We start from the raw sequence: 16,105 nt of genomic DNA, 5'->3' as shown, positions 1-16,105 counted from the left end.
CCCGGGGCCGGACGGGGCCGGACGGGAACGCGGGGGCGGGCCGCTGCTCAGAACCCGTGGACGGCCAGGTACTGCCGCATCCGGGCGGTGGCCCCGACGGGGTCGGTCAGGACGCCCGCCTCGTCGGCCAGCCGGAACGTCGTGGCCTGGTGCACGGCGCTGCGCGCCGAGTGCAGCCCGCCCACCATGGCGTAGCCGGGCTGCCGCCCGTCGAGCCAGTTGAGGAACGCGATGCCCGCCTTGTAGTACGGGGTCGGGGCCCCGAACACGTGCCGGGCCAGCGGGACCGTGGGGTCCAGGGCGGCCCGGAACCCGGCGGTGTCCCCGGCGTCGAGCCGGGCCAGGCCGGCCGCGGCGACGTTCGCGATGCCCGCGAAGATGCCGAGCAGGGCGTCGGAGTGGAACTGCCCGTCGCCCTCGATGAGCTCGGGGTAGTTGAAGTCGTCGCCGGTGTAGAGGCGGACGCCCGCGGGCAGCCGCCGGCGCAGCCCCCTCTCGTGGTCGGCGTCGAGCAGCGACACCTTCACGCCGTCGACGTGGGCGGCGTTCGCGCGGACGAGGTCGACGAAGACGTCGGTGGCGGCGGCCACGTCGCGCGACCCCCAGTACCCGGCCAGCGCGGGGTCGAAGACGTCGCCCAGCCAGTGCAGCACGGCCGGCCGGCGCACCTGGGACAGCAGGTCCGCGTACAGCGCGAGGTAGTCGTCCGGCCCGGTGGCGGACGCGGCCAGGTGCCGGGAGGCCATGAGGATCGGCTGGGCGCCGGTGTCCTCGACGGTCGCCAGCTGCTCCTCGTAGGCGGCGCGGACCACCGGCAGCGGGTGGGTCCCGGGGGCGAGCTGGTCGGTCCCGACCCCGGCGGCGATGCGCCCGCCGACGGCGGCGGCCTCGCGGGCGCTGCGCCGCACGAGCTCGGTGGTCGCGGCGGGGTCCAGCCCCATGCCGCGCTGGGCGGTGTCCATGGCCTCGGCGACCCCCAGCCCCAGCGACCACAGCCGGTGCCGGAACGCCAGGGTGGCGTCCCAGTCGAGGTCGGCCGGGGCGCCGGGGACGTTCTCGGCGCCGGCGCGCGGGACGACGTGAGCGGCGGCGAACGCGGTGCGGCTGCTCGCGGGCCCGGCCGGGACCTCCCACGCGACGGGTTCGCGGACGGCGTGCTCGACGACGCCGTCGGCCGTGGGCAGCCGCAGGACCTCGCCGGTCGGGGCCCGTCCCGTCAGGACGGTCACAGCGAGATCTCCTGCAGCTCCACGCGCCGGCCCTGCGCGGAGGACTGCAGGCCGGCCTGCGCCAGCCGCACGCCCCGGGCGCCGGAGAGGAAGTCGTACGGGTGCGGGGTGTCGGCCACGACGTGCCGGACGAACTGCTCCCACTGCGCCTTGAACCCGTTGTCGAACACGGTGTTGTCCGGGACGGTGAGCCAATCGTCGCGGTAGCGGTGCTGCTCGGGCAGGTCGGGGTTCCACACGGCCCTCGGCGTCGCCGACCGCGGCTGCACGCGGCAGCCCCACAACCCGGCGACGGCGCTGCCGAGGGTCCCGTCGACCTGGAACTCGACGAGCTCGTCGCGGTCGACGCGCACGGCCCAGGAGGAGTTCAGCTGGGCGACGATCCCGCCCTCCAGCTCGAAGATGGCGTAGGCGGCGTCGTCGGCCGTGGCCTTGTAGGCCTCGCCGTTCTCGTCGTGGCGGACGGGGACGTGCGTGACGGCCTTGGCGGTGACGGCCTCGACGGGGGCGACGGTCTGCTCCAGGACGTAGTTCCAGTGGCAGAACATGTCGGCGACGATGCCGCCGCCGTCCTCGGCGCGGTAGTTCCAGCTGGGGCGCTGCGCGGGCTGCCAGTCGCCCTCGAAGACCCAGTACCCGAACTCCCCGCGCACGGAGAGGATCTCGCCGAAGAACCCCGAGTCCACGAGCCGCTTCAGCTTCACCAGGCCCGGCAGGAAGAGCTTGTCGTGCACGACGCCGTTCTTGACGCCGGCGCGGGTGGCGGCGCGGGCCAGGCCGACCGCGCCCTCGAGGGTCTCCGCGGTGGGTTTCTCGGTGTAGACGTGCCGGCCGGCGGCGACGGCCGCCAGGACGGAGCGCTCGCGCGCGGAGGTGAGCTGCGCGTCGAAGTACAGCGGGTAGTCGTCGTCGGCCAGGGCCGCGTCGAGGTCGGTGGTCCAGCGGTCGAGGCCGTGCCGCTGGGCGATGTCGCGCAGCTTGTCCTCCGACCGGCCGACGAGCAGCGGTTCGAGCTGGACGCGCGAGCCGTCGGGCAGTTCCACGCCGCCCTGCTCGCGGATGGCCAGGACCGACCGCAGCAGGTGCTGGCGGTACCCCATCCGTCCGGTGACACCGTTCATGACCACCCCGAGGCGTTGCACCATCGCGGCCTCCTCCTGGCTCGTGTCGGGAATGCGCTTTCCAAAAGGCTAGGCCAGCAGGGGCGCGCCGTGCAAGGATCCCCCGCGTGCTGACTCCGGGGCTGTGCTCGATCACCTACCGGCAGCTCGACGCCGACGGTGTCCTGGACCTCGCCGCGCGCGCCGGGCTCGCCGCGGTGGAGTGGGGCGCCGACGTCCACGTCCCCGCCGGCGACCTCGCCACCGCCCGCTCCGTCGCGGCCCGCACCGCCGGCGCCGGGCTGACCGTGGCCTCCTACGGTTCCTACTTCCGCGCCGGCGTGCACGACGGCTTCGCCGACGTCCTGGCCACGGCCGTGGCCCTGGGCGCCCCGCGGATCCGGGTCTGGGCCGGGGACCGCGGCTCGGCGGGCGCCGACCGCGTACCCGTCGTCACCGCGCTGGCCGACGCCGTGCGCCGGGCCGCCGACGCCGGGGTCGAGGTCGGCACCGAGTCCCACGGCGGGACCCTCACCGACACCACCGCCTCGACCCTGCTCCTGCTCGAGGAGGTCGACGACCTCGTGGGGGCGCCGGCCCTGACCACCTACTGGCAGCCCACGGTCGACGCCCCCGACGACGACGCCCTGACCGAGCTGGCGGTGCTGCTCCCCCGCACCAGCACCGTGCACGCGTTCTCCTGGGCCCCCGGCACGACGCGGAACCCGCTGGCCTCGCGGGAGTCGTTGTGGCGGCACGCGATCGCCCTCCTGCGCGACGACGGCCACGACCACGGCCGCGACCACGACGTCCTGGTCGAGTTCGTCCCCGGGGACGACCCGGCGGTGCTCGCGCGGGAGGCCTCCACCCTGCGCCGGTGGTTGAACCCGTGACCGCCGACGCGGTTCGTGGAGGTTCCCGGGACCTCCCCCGGGGGCCGCTGCGGCACTGCTAGGTTCCGGCCCAGCCGCTCGGGGGAACGGCGGCCCGCACCGTGCACCGACGACACCCGGACGCCCGACCGGAGGTGTCGCCGTGGGTGTCGTCCGCACCGTCGTCTTCCCCGCGCTCAGGCTGGTCGTCTGGACGCTCATCGCGATCGCCCTGCTGTGGATCGCCTTCGCGCGCCCCGACCGGGACACCGGCGCCGCCGCGAGCCCGTCCGCCGTCGTGGAACCGCCGGCCGCCGTCGTCACGCGCGGGGACGTCACGAACACCGTCACCCTGCAGGGCACCATCGCGGCCGACCCCGCCGCGACCGTGAGGTCCACGGCCACCGGCGAGGTCGCCAGGGTCCGCGCCGCGGTGGGCGACGCCGTCCAGGAGGGCACCCCCCTGTTCACGGTGACGGTCACCGTCGAACCCCCCGCCCCCACCGACCCGGCCGCCCCGCCCGCGCAGCCCACGACGAGGACCGTGGCGGTGACCTCGCCCGTGGCCGGGGAACTGGCCACCCTCGACGTCCTGCCGGGTCAGGCCGTGAGCGTCGGCGACGACGTCGCGACCGTCAGCCCGGGCACCCTCACGGTCTCCGCCCCGCTGACGCAGGCCCAGCAGTACCGGCTCCTCGCCCCGCCCACGACGGCGCAGGTCACCGTCCCCGGCGGCCCGGGCACCTTCGCGTGCACCGGGTTGCGCACCGGGAACCCGGCCGCGACCCGGCAGTCCCCCACCCCCGACCAGGGGTGCGCCGACCCCTACGCCGACCCCTACGCCGACCCCTCGTCCTCGATGACCGGCGCGAACGTCAGCTGCGCCGTGCCACCGGACGTCCAGGTGTTCCCGGGGTTGTCCGCGACCCTCGACGTGACCGCCGGGACCGCCACCGGCGTCCTGCTGGTCCCCGTCACCGCCGTGCAGGGCAGCGTCGGCACCGGCACGGTCTGGACCGTCGCCGAGGACGGCACGCGGACCGAGACCGAGGTCACCCTGGGCCTGACCGACGGCGAGGACGTCGAGGTCACCGGCGGCCTCACCGAGGGCCAGCGGATCCTGCAGTTCGTCCCGGGCACCGACACCCCCGCCGGGCCCGGCGGGGCGTACGGGGCGGGGTCCTGATGGACCCGGTGGTCTCCCTCACGCGGGTCAGCCGCAGCGTGCGGCTGCCCGACGGGGAGGACCTGCACATCCTCACCGGCGTCGACCTGCACGTGGCGCGCGGCGAGCACGTCGCCGTCGTCGGCCGGTCCGGGTCGGGCAAGTCGACGCTGCTGAACATCGTCGGCCTCCTCGACGCGCCCACCTCCGGGGAGTACCTGCTCGACGGCCGCCCCGTCGCGGCGCGCTCGAACCGGCGCACGGCGAAGCTGCGCGGGCAGACCTTCGGCTTCGTGTTCCAGCAGTTCAACCTGCTCCCCGGCCGCACCGCGACCGAGAACGTCGCCAACCCGCTGCTCTACGGCTCCAGCCGGGAGTTCTTGCACCGCAGACGGATCGCCCGGGACATGCTGGAACGCGTCGGCCTGGGGCACCGCCTGGACACCATGCCCGAGAAGCTGTCCGGCGGTGAGCAGCAGCGCGTCGCGCTGGCCCGCAGCCTCGTCCGCCGCCCCCGCGTCCTGCTGGCCGACGAACCCACCGGCGCCCTCGACGTCGACACCGGGTCGGCGGTCATGGACGTCCTGGAGGAACTCGTGCGCGACGAGGGCACGACCCTGGTGACCATCACCCACGACCTGTCGGTCGCCGCGCGCGCCGACCGGCGGTTCCGCCTCGACCACGGCGTCCTCACCGAGATCACGGCCGACGCCGTGGCCAGCGCCACCGCCCACCGGGAGACCCTGTGATCGGCCTGCTCGCGGCGGTCACGGAGGCGTGGAGCGAGATCCGCGTCAACCGCGTCCGCGTGGTGCTGTCCCTCGTCGGGGTGTTCCTCGCGGTGTTCGCGATGACGACCATCACGGCCGTCGGGGACATGGGCCGCCAGATCATCGGCGAGAGCTCCGAACGCGCCGGCGGCCGCCCCGCCACGCTGCGCGTCGACGCCTCCCCCGTCTCCCCGTCCACCCCGCAGACCGCGCAGGAGGCCGCGCGGGCCTTCGCGGCCGCCGCCGACCGCCACGAGATCGGCTGGTGGGGCCAGACGGCGTACACCCAGCTCACGGCCCGGTTCCCGGCCGGGACGCAACTGGTCCCGGCCACCGCCGTCGACCCCAGCTACGGCACGATGCACCGCGTGGTCGTCGCCGACGGCCGCTGGTTCACCGCGGCCGACGACGCCGCCTTCTCGCCCCGGCTCGTCGTCAACGACGGCTTCCTGGCCCAGGTCGGCGCCTTCGACGCGGCGAACCCGCCCACGGTGGTCCTGGGGGGCGACACCCCCGTCACGGCGACCGTCGTCGGCGTGGCGAACCCCACCGGCAGCGACCCGACGTCCCCGCAGGCGTGGGTGCTGAACTCGGCCGTGTCCCGCTGGAACCTCACCGACCCGCTGTACGGGTCGACCCCGAGCCTGGAGGTGTGGGTCCCCGACACCGACGTCGACGCGCTGACGCAGGCCCTGCAGACGGAGGTGCAGTCGAGCCTGCCGGGGTTCTCGGTGTACGTCTCCCGCGCCGACGCCGGGGCCGAGCTGGGGATCGTCGACGCCGTCCTGGCCTACGGCGTGCGCGGGGTGGGGGTGTTCGCGCTGCTGCTGGGCGGCATCGGCGTGCTGAACGTCGGCCTGGTCACGGTGCGCCAGCGCATCCGCGAGATCGGGGTGCGGCGCAGCTTCGGGGCCACGGGTGGGCGGGTGTTCTTCGCCGTCCTGCTCGAGAGCGTCGCGGCGACGTTCGTCGCGGGCTTCCTCGCGGTGGTGCTCTCGATCGTCCTCGTCTCCAACTTCCCGCTGGAGGCGGTGCTGCCGGTGGGGCTGACCCTGGAGGACGTCCCGCCGTTCCCGGTGGCCGCGGCCGTCGAGGGGCTGCTGGCGGCCACGGCCGTCGGTGCCCTCGCCGGTGTCGTGCCGGCGACGATGGCGGTGCGCGCGAAGGTCATCGACGCGATCCGCTACTGAGACCACGCGTGGCCGGGCCCCCGCCCGGGGGCCCGGCCACGCGGTGGGTCAGCGGGTCAGTGGGACAGCGCCAACCAGGCCAGCAGGTCGTGGCGGGTGATGACCCCGACGGGCTTGCCGTCCTCGACCACGACGGCCGCGTCGGCGCGGGAGAACACCTCGCGGGCGTCCGCGACGGTCTGCCCGGAGCCGACCAGCGGCAGCGGCGGGCCCATGTGCGCGCTCACCGCGTCCGACATCTTCGCCCGGCCAGTGAACAGGGCGTCGAGGATGGCCCGCTCGTTGACGGCCCCGGCGATCTCACCGGCCATGACGGGCGGCTCGGCGCCCACGACGGGCAGCTGCGAGACGCCGTACTCGCGCATGATCTCGATGACGTCGTGGACGGTCTCGGTCGGGTGCGTGTGCACCAGCGCGGGCAGCCCGGCGGTCTTGTGGCGCAGCACGTCACCGGCCGTACCGCCCTCGCCGGAGTCCAGGAACCCGTAGGAGGACATCCAGTCGTCGTTGAAGATCTTGCCGAGGTAGCCGCGGCCGCCGTCGGGCAGCAGCACGACCACGACGTCGTCGGGGCCGAGGTCCTTCGCCGCGCGCAGGGCGGCGACGACGGCCATGCCGCACGAGCCGCCCACGAGCAGCCCCTCCTCGCGGGCCAGGCGCCGCGTCATGGCGAAGGAGTCGGCGTCGGAGACGGCGATGATCTCGTCGGGGACCGACGGGTCGTAGGCGCTGGGCCAGAAGTCCTCCCCCACGCCCTCGACGAGGTACGGGCGGCCGGTCCCGCCGGAGTACACCGACCCCTCCGGGTCGGCGCCGATGACGCGGACGGGGCCCTGCTCCTTGAGGTAGCGGCCCGTCCCGGTGATCGTGCCGCCGGTCCCGACGCCGGTCACGAAGTGCGTGACCCTGCCCTCGGTGTCGGCCCAGATCTCCGGGCCGGTCGTCTCGTAGTGGCTGCGGGGCCCGTGGACGTTGGCGTACTGGTTCGGCTTCCAGGCGCCCTCGATCTCGCGCACGAGGCGGTCGGAGACGGAGTAGTACGACTGCGGGTCCTCCGGCGGCACGGCCGTCGGGCAGACGACGACCTCGGCGCCGTAGGCCTTGAGGACGTTGCGCTTGTCGACGCCGACCTTGTCGGGGCACACGAACACGCAGCGGTAGCCGCGCTGCTGGGCCACGAGCGCGAGGCCGACCCCGGTGTTGCCCGACGTGGGCTCGACGATGGTCCCGCCCGGCTTGAGCAGCCCCTCGGCCTCGGCGGCCTCGATCATGCGGGTCGCGATGCGGTCCTTCACCGACCCGCCCGGGTTCAGGTACTCGACCTTGGCCAGGACGGTGCAGGACAGGCCCTCGGTGACCCGGTTGAGCTTGACCAGCGGGGTTCCGCCCACGAGGTCGACGACGGTCTCGGCGTAGCGCATGCCCCCATCATCCCGCACCCCGCCGGGCCGCCGGTCACGCCCGCGCCCCGGCGGTCGACCACCGCGGTGGTCGAGCACGGGTCACAGCGCTCCCCGCACCCGCGCGAGGACGTCGTGCGCGGCCGCGAGGTGGGTGGCCGCGCCGGAACGGACCACGTCGCGGCCCACGACGGCGAGCTGGTCGCCGAGGCCGTGGGTGGCCAGGACCGGCAGGGGCCGCCGCTCACGCCCCTCGGCGTCGGCGGCGAGGTCGGCCAGCTCCTGGGCGGCCTGCCGGACCACGTCCGCGGCCGAGGGCGCGCCGTCGCGGGATCGGTCCAGGCGGCTCAGCGGCAGACCGCGGACCCGGTCGGCCTGCAGGCCCAGGACGCGCGAGAGCTCGGCGCGCTGACGTTCCAGCGCGCCGAGCTCGTCGGGGTCGGGCAAGGAGGTCAGTCGTTGCCGCGCAGGATGGCGACCAGGCGCAGGATCTCCAGGTACAGCCAGACCAGCGTCACCATGAGGCCGAAGCCGGCGCGCCAGCTCTCCCGGACCGGCAGGCCGTTGCGGATGCCCTGCTCGATGTGGTCGAAGTCCAGGACCAGGAACAGCGAGGCCAGGACGACGCCGAAGGCGCTGACGACGACGGCCAGGAAGCCGTTGCCGGCGTAGACGTTGCCCCAGCCCGCGAGCGAGGCGACGAGGTTGGCGAGGGCGAACACGCCGTACCCGATGCCCGCGATGAGCAGCACCTTGGTGAAGCGGGGGCTGTTGCGGATCACGCCGGTCTTGTAGGCGAGCAGCATGCCGGTGAAGGCGGCGAGCGTGCCGAGGACGGCCTGCCCGATGATGCCGTCGTACAGCGAGGCGTAGAACGCCGAGATGCCGCCGACGAACACGCCCTCGAGGGCCGCGTAGGCGAACATCACGCCGGGGCGGACCTTGCGGGACATCTGCGCCCACAGGCCCAGGACCATCGCCACGAGGGCGGGGACGAGGACGATGCCGAACCCCATCCCGCCGCGGGTGACCCCGAGGTAGCCCCCGGCGGCACCGGCGAGCAGCACGACGAACAGCGAGGCCGTGCGGACGACGACGTCGTCCAGGGTCATGCGGCGCGACTGGGACGGGGTGGCGGACGGCTTGGCGTACCAGTCCTCGAGCGTGCGGGCGGACGCGTCGGCGGGGCGCGGGGGCTGCGCCGAGCTCGGGGCGTCGAACGTCGCGTAGCCACCCCGCTTCCACTCGCCGCTGCGGGCGAAGACCGGGTTCTTGCTCTCCATGGCTCCCCTCCGGAGCAGGTGTCGTTGCTCGTGGAACGGCCGGGGACCCGTCCTCGTTCCCCGCCGGGGTCACAGCCTCATCACGATGGAGTACCCGGGACGGGGATCGAACCCGCACGCCGCGAACGGCCCGGGGGTTTAAGCCCCGTGCGCCTACCAGTTACGCCACCCGGGCCTGCGCGGGGACATCTTGTCAGGAGGGCACGGCCCGCTCGAACCCGGCGGACGCGGAGGGCCTCGCACACGGGCACGCCCGCGCCCTAGTCCGCCAGCGCGGCCGCCCGGGAGACGACCCCGTCGAGCATGGCCTCGGTCAGCCGGCCCGTGGAGGTGTTCTGCTGGCTGACGTGGTAGCTGCCGAGCAGCACGACGGGCCCGTGCGGGGCGCCGAGCACCGCCTCGGCCCCGTGCCCGAAGCGCGGCTGCGGGCGCGGCACCGCCCAGCCCGCCCGGCGGGCCGCACCCAGCGCCGCGGCCCAGGCGATCGCGCCCAGGGCCAGGACCACCCGGACGTCGCCGCCGACCTCGGTGAGCTCGGCGTCGAACCAGCCGGCGCAGGTCTCCCGCTCGGCGGGGGTGGGCTTGTTGTCCGGCGGCGCGCACCGCACGGGCGCCACGATCCGGGTCCGCCGCAGCGTCAGCCCGTCCGCGGCGTGCACGGACGTGGGCCGGCTGGCGAGCCCGGCCCGGTGCAGGGCGCGGACGATCCAGTCCCCCGAGCGGTCCCCGGTGAACATCCGGCCCGTGCGGTTCCCGCCGTGCGCGGCGGGGGCCAGCCCGACGACCAGGACGCGCGGGTCCGCCACCCCGAGGCTGGGCACGGGCCGTCCCCAGTAGGGCTGGGCGCGGAAGGCGCGGCGCTTGGTGCGCGCCACGTCCTCGCGCCAGGCCACCAGGCGCGGGCAGGCCCGGCACACGCAGCTGCGGGCGAGCAGGTCCCCGGTGGCGAGCCGATGCACGTCCGCGGCCGAGCGGGCGACGGGGGTCTGCGCGGTCGAGGGGTCCCCCGGCCAGCCGGTGCCCGGCGGGACCGGTGAGGCGAACGGCTGCCCCGTCGCCGGGTGCTCAGCGGGCGACGGTGTCGGCGAGGTTGTCGAGGAGTTCACCGTAGATGCGGTCCAGTCCGCGGGGGGCGAAGGTGCGCTCGAAGAACCCGCCGATGCCCGAGGCGCCGCTCCACTCGCTGGTGACGACGACCTCGGCGGCGTCGGGGCCGTCGGACTCCACCCGCCACGTCGTGACGAGCGTGGAGTTCTCGTCGCTCTCGACGAGGGCGTGCCGGTCGGTGGAGGTCACGACGGCGCGCACGTCGCGGACGCGCTTCTTGGTGGCGTGCAGCTTCCAGCGGACCTGGGTGCCGGGCCCGTGGCCGCCCTCGATCACCTCGTAGTCGGTGAACTGCTGGGGCAGCAGCCCCGGCCGCGTGCCGCGGTAGTCGGCCAGTGCGGCGAGGACGCGGTCAGCGGGCGCGTCGATGCGTCGAGTGGTCGTGGCGGTCACGGTGCTCATGCTTCCCACCCTGCCAGATGTGCGGTGAGGTGCTGCCCGTGGTGACGAGCGGCACGGTGCGCGGGTGGGCCCTGGAACTGCCGGGGACCCACGAGGAGGAGACGTGGGGCGCGGCGACGTTCCGCGTGGGGGCGAAGATCTTCGTCATCCTGCGCGAGGACGACGGCGAGGCCTCCATCAAGGCGTCCAGGGCCGACCAGGCCGAGCTGGTGGCCGGCGACGGGCAGACGTACGGCATCGCCTCCCACGTGGGCCGGTTCGGCTGGGTGCGGGCCCGGCTGGCCACCGCCGACCCCGTCGAGCTGCGCTCGGTCGTGCTGGAGGCCTGGCGCCGGACCGCGCCGAAGCGCCTGCAGCTCGCCCTGCCCGACGACCTGCGCGCCCTGCTGCCGCGGCGCTGACGCCGGGCGGGGCCCGCGGGCGGTCAGAGGGAGCGGGCGAGGGCGACGGCGATCCCGTCGAGGACGTCGTGCTCGCTCGTGACGACCTCGGTGGTCCCGGCGCGCGCGGCGACCCGCTCCAGGACGGTCGCCCACACCAGGGCCCCGGCGCCGATGACGTCGACGCGGCCCGGGTGCACGAACGGCATGGCGGCCTTCTGCGCGCGCGTGGCGCGCAGCAGCCGGTCGCAGGCCGCGAGGACCTCCCCGACGGGCAGCCGGACCCCGTGCAGGCAGCCGGGGGTGTACTCGGCCAGGTCCAGGGCGGCGGCCGTGATCGTGGTGATGGACCCGGCGACGCCGACGAGGGTCCGCGTCCGCTCCAGGGGGACGTCGCTGCTGTCCAGGGCCGCCTCGACGTCCGCGCGCGCCGCGGCGACCTGCGCCTCGGTGGGCGGGTCGTCGTGCAGGTGCCGTTCGGTCATGCGGACCGACCCCACGTCCAGCGAGCGGGCGGACTCGACCTGCCGCCCCCCGAGGACCAGCTCGGTGGACCCGCCGCCGAGGTCGACGACGAGGAAGGGCGCCTGCTCCGGGCCGAGCTCGGCGGTCGCGCCGGAGAAGCTCAGCGCGGCCTCCTCGTCGCCCGTGACGACGTCGGGGTCCACGCCCAGCCGGGCGCGGACGCCGGTGGCGAACTCGTCGCGGTTGGAGACGTCCCGCGAGGCCGACGTCGCGACGAAGCGCACGGCCCCCGGCTGGTGGCGGGCCACCAGCTCGGCCACGCGGTCGACGGCGGAGAAGGTGCGCTGCAGCGCTTCCGGCGCGAAGGCGCCCGTCCGGTCGACGCCCTGCCCCAGCCGGACGACCTCCATGGTCCGCTCCAGCTCGGTGGTCCGCCCGGTGACCGGGTCGACGTCGGCCAGGAGCAGGCGCAGGGAGTTGGTGCCGCAGTCGACGGCGGCGACGCGGAGGGTGCTCACGCGTCGGACCCGGTGTGGGGGCACACGGCGGGCCAGCCGCCGTCGGCGGCCAGCAGCGCGAGGGTCTCGTCGCCGAAGGGGTTGACCCCGGGCCCGGCGGCCAGCGCGTGCCCCACGAGGGCGTGCAGGCACTTCACGCGCGTGGGCATCCCGCCGCAGGAGATGCCCGCGATCTCGGGGACGTCGGCGTCGCCGAGGGCGGCGCGCCGGCGCAGGAAGTCCTCGTGGGCGGCGGCGTACCGCGCCGTGAGCTCCTCGTCGTCGCCGAGGCGGTCGGTCATCTCCCGCATCAGCCCCGAGGCCTCCAGCGTCGAGACGGCCCCTGCGGCGATGGGGTCGACGAGGTAGTACGTCGTGGGGAACGGGGTGCCGTCGGGCAGCCGCGGGGCCGTCTCGACGACGTCGGGGCGGCCGCAGGAGCAGCGGTGGGCGATGCCGAGGACACCGCGCGGCACCCGGCCGAGCCGGCCGGCGATGCTGTCGAGGTCGGCCTGGGTGGCGGGGGTCGTGCTCACGGCCTGCCTTCTACTTCGTGGTGGTGCTCGAACTCGTGGCGCCGAGCCCGGGCGTCTGGACCGGGGCGACGGTGTCGTTGCCCGCGAGCCGCAGGGACTCCCAGATGTTCTCGTACCAGGCCGCCGAGGGCTTCGGGACGGTCGTCGCGGCCTGCTGCGGGGACACCTCGTCGGCGTCGGACTCGCCGTCGACGACGTAGGGCACCTCGCCGGGCTGGACGTACCGCAGCCGCTCGCGCGCCTGGGCGACGACGTACGCGTCGTCGTCCCAGCGGTCCGCCTGGGCCTGCGCCGCGGCGAGGTCCTGCTGCTGCTGGGTGATCTGCGCGTTCAGCTGCCCGATCTGGGAACGCTGCTCCAGCCACTTCTGCAGGCTGGGCAGCAGGAAGATCGCCAGCAGCAGCACGACGGCGGACAGCACGAGGACCCGCGGCCCCCGCGTGCGGCGCCGCTCGGCGGCGCTGAGGGTGGCGGCGCTGCGGCCGCGGGCCGCGGGCGCGGGCCGCGAGCTCGCCTGCGCCGGGCGGGCCCCGCCGGGACCGCGACCGGCCCCCTGGCGCTGCGCCGGGCGCGGGGTGGCGCTGCGCCCCGCACCTCCCGCCTGGCGGGAGGTGCGGGGCGCAGTCGGACGTCGCGTCGCCATGGGCTCCAGCTTCCCCCGGACGCCTGCGTCAGCCGGTCAGGCGCGCCCGGTGAAACCGGCCGAGCGCGGGAAGGCCTTGGCGCCGGCGTAGCGCGCGGCGTCGTCCAGCTCCTCCTCGATGCGCAGCAGCTGGTTGTACTTCGCGACGCGCTCGGAGCGGGCCGGGGCGCCGGTCTTGATCTGGCCCGAGCCCACCGCGACGGCGAGGTCGGCGATGGTGGTGTCCTCGGTCTCGCCCGAGCGGTGGCTCATCATCGTGGTGAAACCGCTGCGGTGGGCCAGGTCCACGGCGTCCAGGGTCTCGGTGAGGGACCCGATCTGGTTGACCTTCACCAGCATCGAGTTGCCCGCACCGAGGTCGATGCCCTTCTGCAGGCGCTCGGGGTTGGTGACGAACAGGTCGTCGCCGACGAGCTGCAGCTTGTCGCCCAGGGCGTCGGTGATGTGCACCCAGCCGTCCCAGTCGTCCTCGGACAGCGGGTCCTCGATGGAGACCAGCGGGTACTCCGAGACCAGGCCCTCGTAGTAGCCCGTCATCCACTCCGCCGAGCGCTTCGAGCCCTCGAAGTCGTAGCCGCCCTCGCCGAAGAACTCGGTCGCCGCGACGTCGAGGGCCAGGGCGATGTCCTTGCCCGGCTCGAACCCGGCCTTGCCGACGGCCTCGAGGATGAGGTCGAGGGCGTCCTTGTTGCTGGGCAGGTCGGGGGCGAAGCCGCCCTCGTCGCCCAGGCCGGTGGACAGGCCGCGGGCCTTGAGCACGGACTTCAGCGAGTGGTACGTCTCGGCGCCCCAGCGCAGGGCCTCGCGGAAGGAGGCCGCCCCGACGGGAGCGATCATGAACTCCTGGATCGCCACGCCGGTGTCGGCGTGGGCGCCGCCGTTGACGATGTTCATCATCGGCACGGGCAGGACGTGCGCGTTCGGGCCACCGAGGTAGCGGAACAGCGGCAGGTCCGCCGACGACGCGGCGGCCTTGGCGACGGCCAGCGAGACGCCGAGGATCGCGTTGGCGCCCAGGCGGTTCTTGTTCGGGGTGCCGTCCAGGTCGAGCATGACCTGGTCGATGATCCGCTGCTCGTGGGCGTCGTGGCCCACGAGCGAGGGGCCGACCTCCTCGATGACGGCTTCGACGGCCTGCTCAACGCCCTTGCCGAGGTAGCGGCCCTTGTCGCCGTCGCGGCGCTCGTTGGCCTCGTAGGCACCGGTGGAGGCACCCGAGGGCACCGCCGCCCGCGCGAAGGTCCCGTCGTCGAGGAGGACCTCGACCTCGACGGTGGGGTTGCCGCGCGAGTCAAGGATCTCGCGAGCTCCGACGGCCTCGATGGTGGCCACGCGCACTCCTCGTGCTTGTCGACGTCGTCTGGTGGTGTTGCGGCCCGAGCCTAGTCGCCCGGCCCGCCGGCCGGTCGACCACCCGAGCCCCGCCGGGTCCGCCGGTGGTGGTCGGGGTCCGCGCCGCTAACCGGCCAGGGTCGTCCACCCCAGCCGCCCCGCGCCGACCAGCCCGGAGCGGCGGGGCAGCGCCGAGGTGCTGATGCGCACGTCGGCCAGGTGCGGGTAGACCGCCAGCTCCGCGTAGGCGCGGCGCAGCGGGTCCATGAGCACGTCCCCGGCCGAGGCCACTCCCCCGCCCACGACGATGTCCGTGAGGTCGAACAGCGCCGCGGTCGACAGGAACGCCGAGGCCAGCGCGCGCGTGCCCGCGGCGATGACGGCCGTCGCGACGAGGTCGCCGTCCCGGGCGTCGGCGGTCAGCTGCCGGGCGTCGGCCGCCTCCCCGACGCGCCAGCCCTGCGCGTGGGCGGCGCGGACCATGGCCGGCCCGCTGGCGTAGGCCTCGACGACGCCGGAGGCCCCCGACCCCGGCAGCAGCTCCCCGTCCAGCACGACGCCGACGTGGCTGATGAAGCCCGCGTTGCCGGTCTTGCCGGCCAGGATCCGGCCGTCCAGGACGATGCCACCGCCGATGCCGGTGGAGACGACCACGCCCATCACCGACGGCGCCCCCGCCGCCGCCCCGACCCACTGCTCGGCGGCGGCGAAGCACTGCCCGTCCTGGGCGAGCACGGCCGACACCCCGCGCCCCAGGGCCTGCGTGGCCTGCGCGCCGACGTGCTCGACGAGGGGGAACCCCCGCAGCGAGACGATGTTGACCGGGTGCACGGTGCCCGTCGTGGTGTCCACCGGCCCGGCCGAGCCGATGCCGACGACGTCGGCGACCTCCAGCCCCTCCTCGCGCCCGGCGGCGACGACGTCCTGGACCAGAGCGGCCAGGGCCCGTCCGACCGCGTCGCCGTCGTGGGCGTCGGTGGGCACCTCGCGGTCGTGGCGGACGGTCCCGTCGTCGGCGACGAGCCCCGCGGCGATCTTCGTGCCACCGATGTCGATGGCCAGCACGTGGGTCACGGTCGGCGACCCTACCCAGCCGGGCGCTCGCGCTCCCGCGCCGCGCTCTCCAGGCGCCGCGTGACGGTGCGCAGGGCGGCTTCGGGGTCGACACCGGCCGCGTGGGCCCTCCGCACGACGCGCAGCAGCTCCTCCCCGACCTCCTCCGGTGTCGCCTCGGCCTCGACCGGCTCGTCGAGCCCGTTGCGCTGCAACCGCCCCAGCACCTTGTCGGCCCGGGCCAGCGCGGGCAGCTGCAGCGGGATCCCGTCCAGGACGCTCTCGCGCGGCTTCTCGGTGGCCTTGATGGCGTCCCACCCGGCCTGCAGGTCCTCCGCCACGGCCTCCCCCGCGAAGACGTGCGGGTGCCGCCGCTCCAGCTTGGTGACGATCGCCTCGGCGACGTCGTCGATGCCGAACGGCTCGGCGCCGTCCTCCTGGGCGACGCGGGCGTGGAAGACGACCTGCAGCAGCAGGTCCCCCAGCTCGTCGCGCAGCTCGGCGCGGGTGCCGTTCTCGACGGCGTCGACGACCTCGTAGCTCTCCTCCACCAGGTACTTCAGGAGGGAGGTGTGGGTCTGCTGCGCGTCCCACGGGCAGCCGCCGGGTGAGCGCAGGCGGTCCATGACGGCGACGAGGTCGAGGAGCTTGCTGCCGGGCCGGGGATCGCTCACGGTGGGC

At 75.1% G+C, this 16,105-nt stretch carries 18 protein-coding genes and 1 tRNA gene; 5 read left to right on the top strand and 14 right to left on the bottom strand.

The window, feature by feature from the left end:
* Window positions 1-47: 47 nt before the first annotated feature.
* Together BJ968_RS17490 and BJ968_RS17485 are read right to left on the bottom strand one after the other, a co-directional pair.
* The gene (locus tag BJ968_RS17490) at window positions 48-1,229 is read right to left on the bottom strand and encodes a dihydrodipicolinate synthase family protein (protein ID WP_343078093.1); all 1,182 of its coding nucleotides are present in this window, start codon (window positions 1,227-1,229) and stop codon (window positions 48-50) included.
* Window positions 1,226-2,374: a Gfo/Idh/MocA family protein gene (locus BJ968_RS17485; protein ID WP_179754005.1), complete on the bottom strand. Its 1,149-nt coding sequence runs from the start codon at window positions 2,372-2,374 to the stop codon at window positions 1,226-1,228. The genes BJ968_RS17490 and BJ968_RS17485 overlap by 4 nt, the downstream gene beginning before the upstream one ends.
* An 83-nt stretch (window positions 2,375-2,457) precedes the next feature.
* Between BJ968_RS17485 and BJ968_RS17480 the strand changes: the two genes are divergently transcribed.
* The 4 genes from BJ968_RS17480 (at window position 2,458) to BJ968_RS17465 (ending at window position 6,326) form a co-directional block, all read left to right on the top strand.
* Window positions 2,458-3,222, top strand: a complete 765-nt coding sequence (locus tag BJ968_RS17480) for a TIM barrel protein (RefSeq protein WP_179754003.1) — start codon at window positions 2,458-2,460, stop codon at window positions 3,220-3,222.
* A 142-nt stretch (window positions 3,223-3,364) separates the two neighbouring features.
* Window positions 3,365-4,387: a permuted SH3 domain-containing protein gene (locus BJ968_RS24940; protein ID WP_179754001.1), complete on the top strand. Its 1,023-nt coding sequence runs from the start codon at window positions 3,365-3,367 to the stop codon at window positions 4,385-4,387.
* Window positions 4,387-5,115, top strand: coding sequence for an ABC transporter ATP-binding protein (locus BJ968_RS17470; protein WP_179754000.1), 729 nt, complete (start codon window positions 4,387-4,389; stop codon window positions 5,113-5,115). The genes BJ968_RS24940 and BJ968_RS17470 overlap by 1 nt, the downstream gene beginning before the upstream one ends.
* A complete protein-coding gene (locus BJ968_RS17465; RefSeq protein WP_179753997.1) occupies window positions 5,112-6,326 on the top strand; it encodes an FtsX-like permease family protein in 1,215 nt (404 codons plus the stop codon). The genes BJ968_RS17470 and BJ968_RS17465 overlap by 4 nt, the downstream gene beginning before the upstream one ends.
* A 56-nt stretch (window positions 6,327-6,382) precedes the next feature.
* Here the strand turns inward: BJ968_RS17465 and BJ968_RS17460 are convergent, their stop codons facing one another.
* From BJ968_RS17460 to BJ968_RS17435, 6 genes are all read right to left on the bottom strand, one after another.
* Window positions 6,383-7,747 (bottom strand): cystathionine beta-synthase, encoded by a 1,365-nt coding sequence (locus BJ968_RS17460; protein WP_179753995.1) that lies wholly within the window; start codon window positions 7,745-7,747, stop codon window positions 6,383-6,385.
* A gap of 81 nt (window positions 7,748-7,828) precedes the next feature.
* Window positions 7,829-8,173: a hypothetical protein gene (locus tag BJ968_RS17455; protein ID WP_179753993.1), complete on the bottom strand. Its 345-nt coding sequence runs from the start codon at window positions 8,171-8,173 to the stop codon at window positions 7,829-7,831.
* A 5-nt stretch (window positions 8,174-8,178) separates the two neighbouring features.
* Complete coding sequence (locus tag BJ968_RS17450; RefSeq protein WP_179753991.1) at window positions 8,179-9,009, bottom strand: Bax inhibitor-1/YccA family protein; 831 nt, start codon at window positions 9,007-9,009, stop codon at window positions 8,179-8,181.
* A gap of 91 nt (window positions 9,010-9,100) precedes the next feature.
* Window positions 9,101-9,184: transfer RNA gene (locus tag BJ968_RS17445), tRNA-Leu, on the bottom strand.
* Between the two features lie 85 nt (window positions 9,185-9,269).
* Window positions 9,270-10,115: a uracil-DNA glycosylase family protein gene (locus BJ968_RS17440; RefSeq protein WP_179753989.1), complete on the bottom strand. Its 846-nt coding sequence runs from the start codon at window positions 10,113-10,115 to the stop codon at window positions 9,270-9,272.
* Window positions 10,075-10,518 (bottom strand): SRPBCC family protein, encoded by a 444-nt coding sequence (locus tag BJ968_RS17435; protein WP_179753987.1) that lies wholly within the window; start codon window positions 10,516-10,518, stop codon window positions 10,075-10,077. The genes BJ968_RS17440 and BJ968_RS17435 overlap by 41 nt, the downstream gene beginning before the upstream one ends.
* A gap of 17 nt (window positions 10,519-10,535) precedes the next feature.
* Between BJ968_RS17435 and BJ968_RS17430 the strand changes: the two genes are divergently transcribed.
* Window positions 10,536-10,919: an MmcQ/YjbR family DNA-binding protein gene (locus BJ968_RS17430; RefSeq protein ID WP_218885136.1), complete on the top strand. Its 384-nt coding sequence runs from the start codon at window positions 10,536-10,538 to the stop codon at window positions 10,917-10,919.
* Window positions 10,920-10,942: 23 nt separating this feature from the next.
* Here BJ968_RS17430 and BJ968_RS17425 read toward each other — a convergent pair whose 3' ends face one another.
* The 6 genes from BJ968_RS17425 to BJ968_RS17400 form a co-directional block, all read right to left on the bottom strand.
* Complete coding sequence (locus BJ968_RS17425) at window positions 10,943-11,881, bottom strand: Ppx/GppA phosphatase family protein (protein WP_179753985.1); 939 nt, start codon at window positions 11,879-11,881, stop codon at window positions 10,943-10,945.
* Window positions 11,878-12,396: a DUF501 domain-containing protein gene (locus tag BJ968_RS17420; protein ID WP_179753983.1), complete on the bottom strand. Its 519-nt coding sequence runs from the start codon at window positions 12,394-12,396 to the stop codon at window positions 11,878-11,880. Before BJ968_RS17420 ends, BJ968_RS17425 begins: the two co-directional genes overlap by 4 nt.
* 10 nt (window positions 12,397-12,406) lie before the next feature.
* The gene (locus BJ968_RS17415) at window positions 12,407-13,039 is read right to left on the bottom strand and encodes an FtsB family cell division protein (RefSeq protein ID WP_179753981.1); all 633 of its coding nucleotides are present in this window, start codon (window positions 13,037-13,039) and stop codon (window positions 12,407-12,409) included.
* A gap of 36 nt (window positions 13,040-13,075) precedes the next feature.
* Entirely contained in the window at window positions 13,076-14,371 is a 1,296-nt protein-coding gene (gene eno, locus BJ968_RS17410) for a phosphopyruvate hydratase (protein ID WP_179753979.1), read from the bottom strand.
* Between the two features lie 126 nt (window positions 14,372-14,497).
* Window positions 14,498-15,445 carry an ROK family protein gene (locus BJ968_RS17405; protein WP_179753978.1) on the bottom strand — a complete coding sequence of 316 codons (948 nt, stop codon included), beginning with the start codon at window positions 15,443-15,445 and terminating at the stop codon, window positions 14,498-14,500.
* 11 nt (window positions 15,446-15,456) lie between these two features.
* Complete coding sequence (locus tag BJ968_RS17400) at window positions 15,457-16,098, bottom strand: MazG family protein (protein WP_179753976.1); 642 nt, start codon at window positions 16,096-16,098, stop codon at window positions 15,457-15,459.
* Window positions 16,099-16,105 lie beyond the last annotated feature (7 nt).

Origin of the sequence: Kineococcus aurantiacus, from assembly GCF_013409345.1 — a bacterium.
Lineage (GTDB): Bacteria > Actinomycetota > Actinomycetes > Actinomycetales > Kineococcaceae > Kineococcus > Kineococcus aurantiacus.
This window is presented reverse-complemented; position numbering and strand designations above follow the sequence as displayed.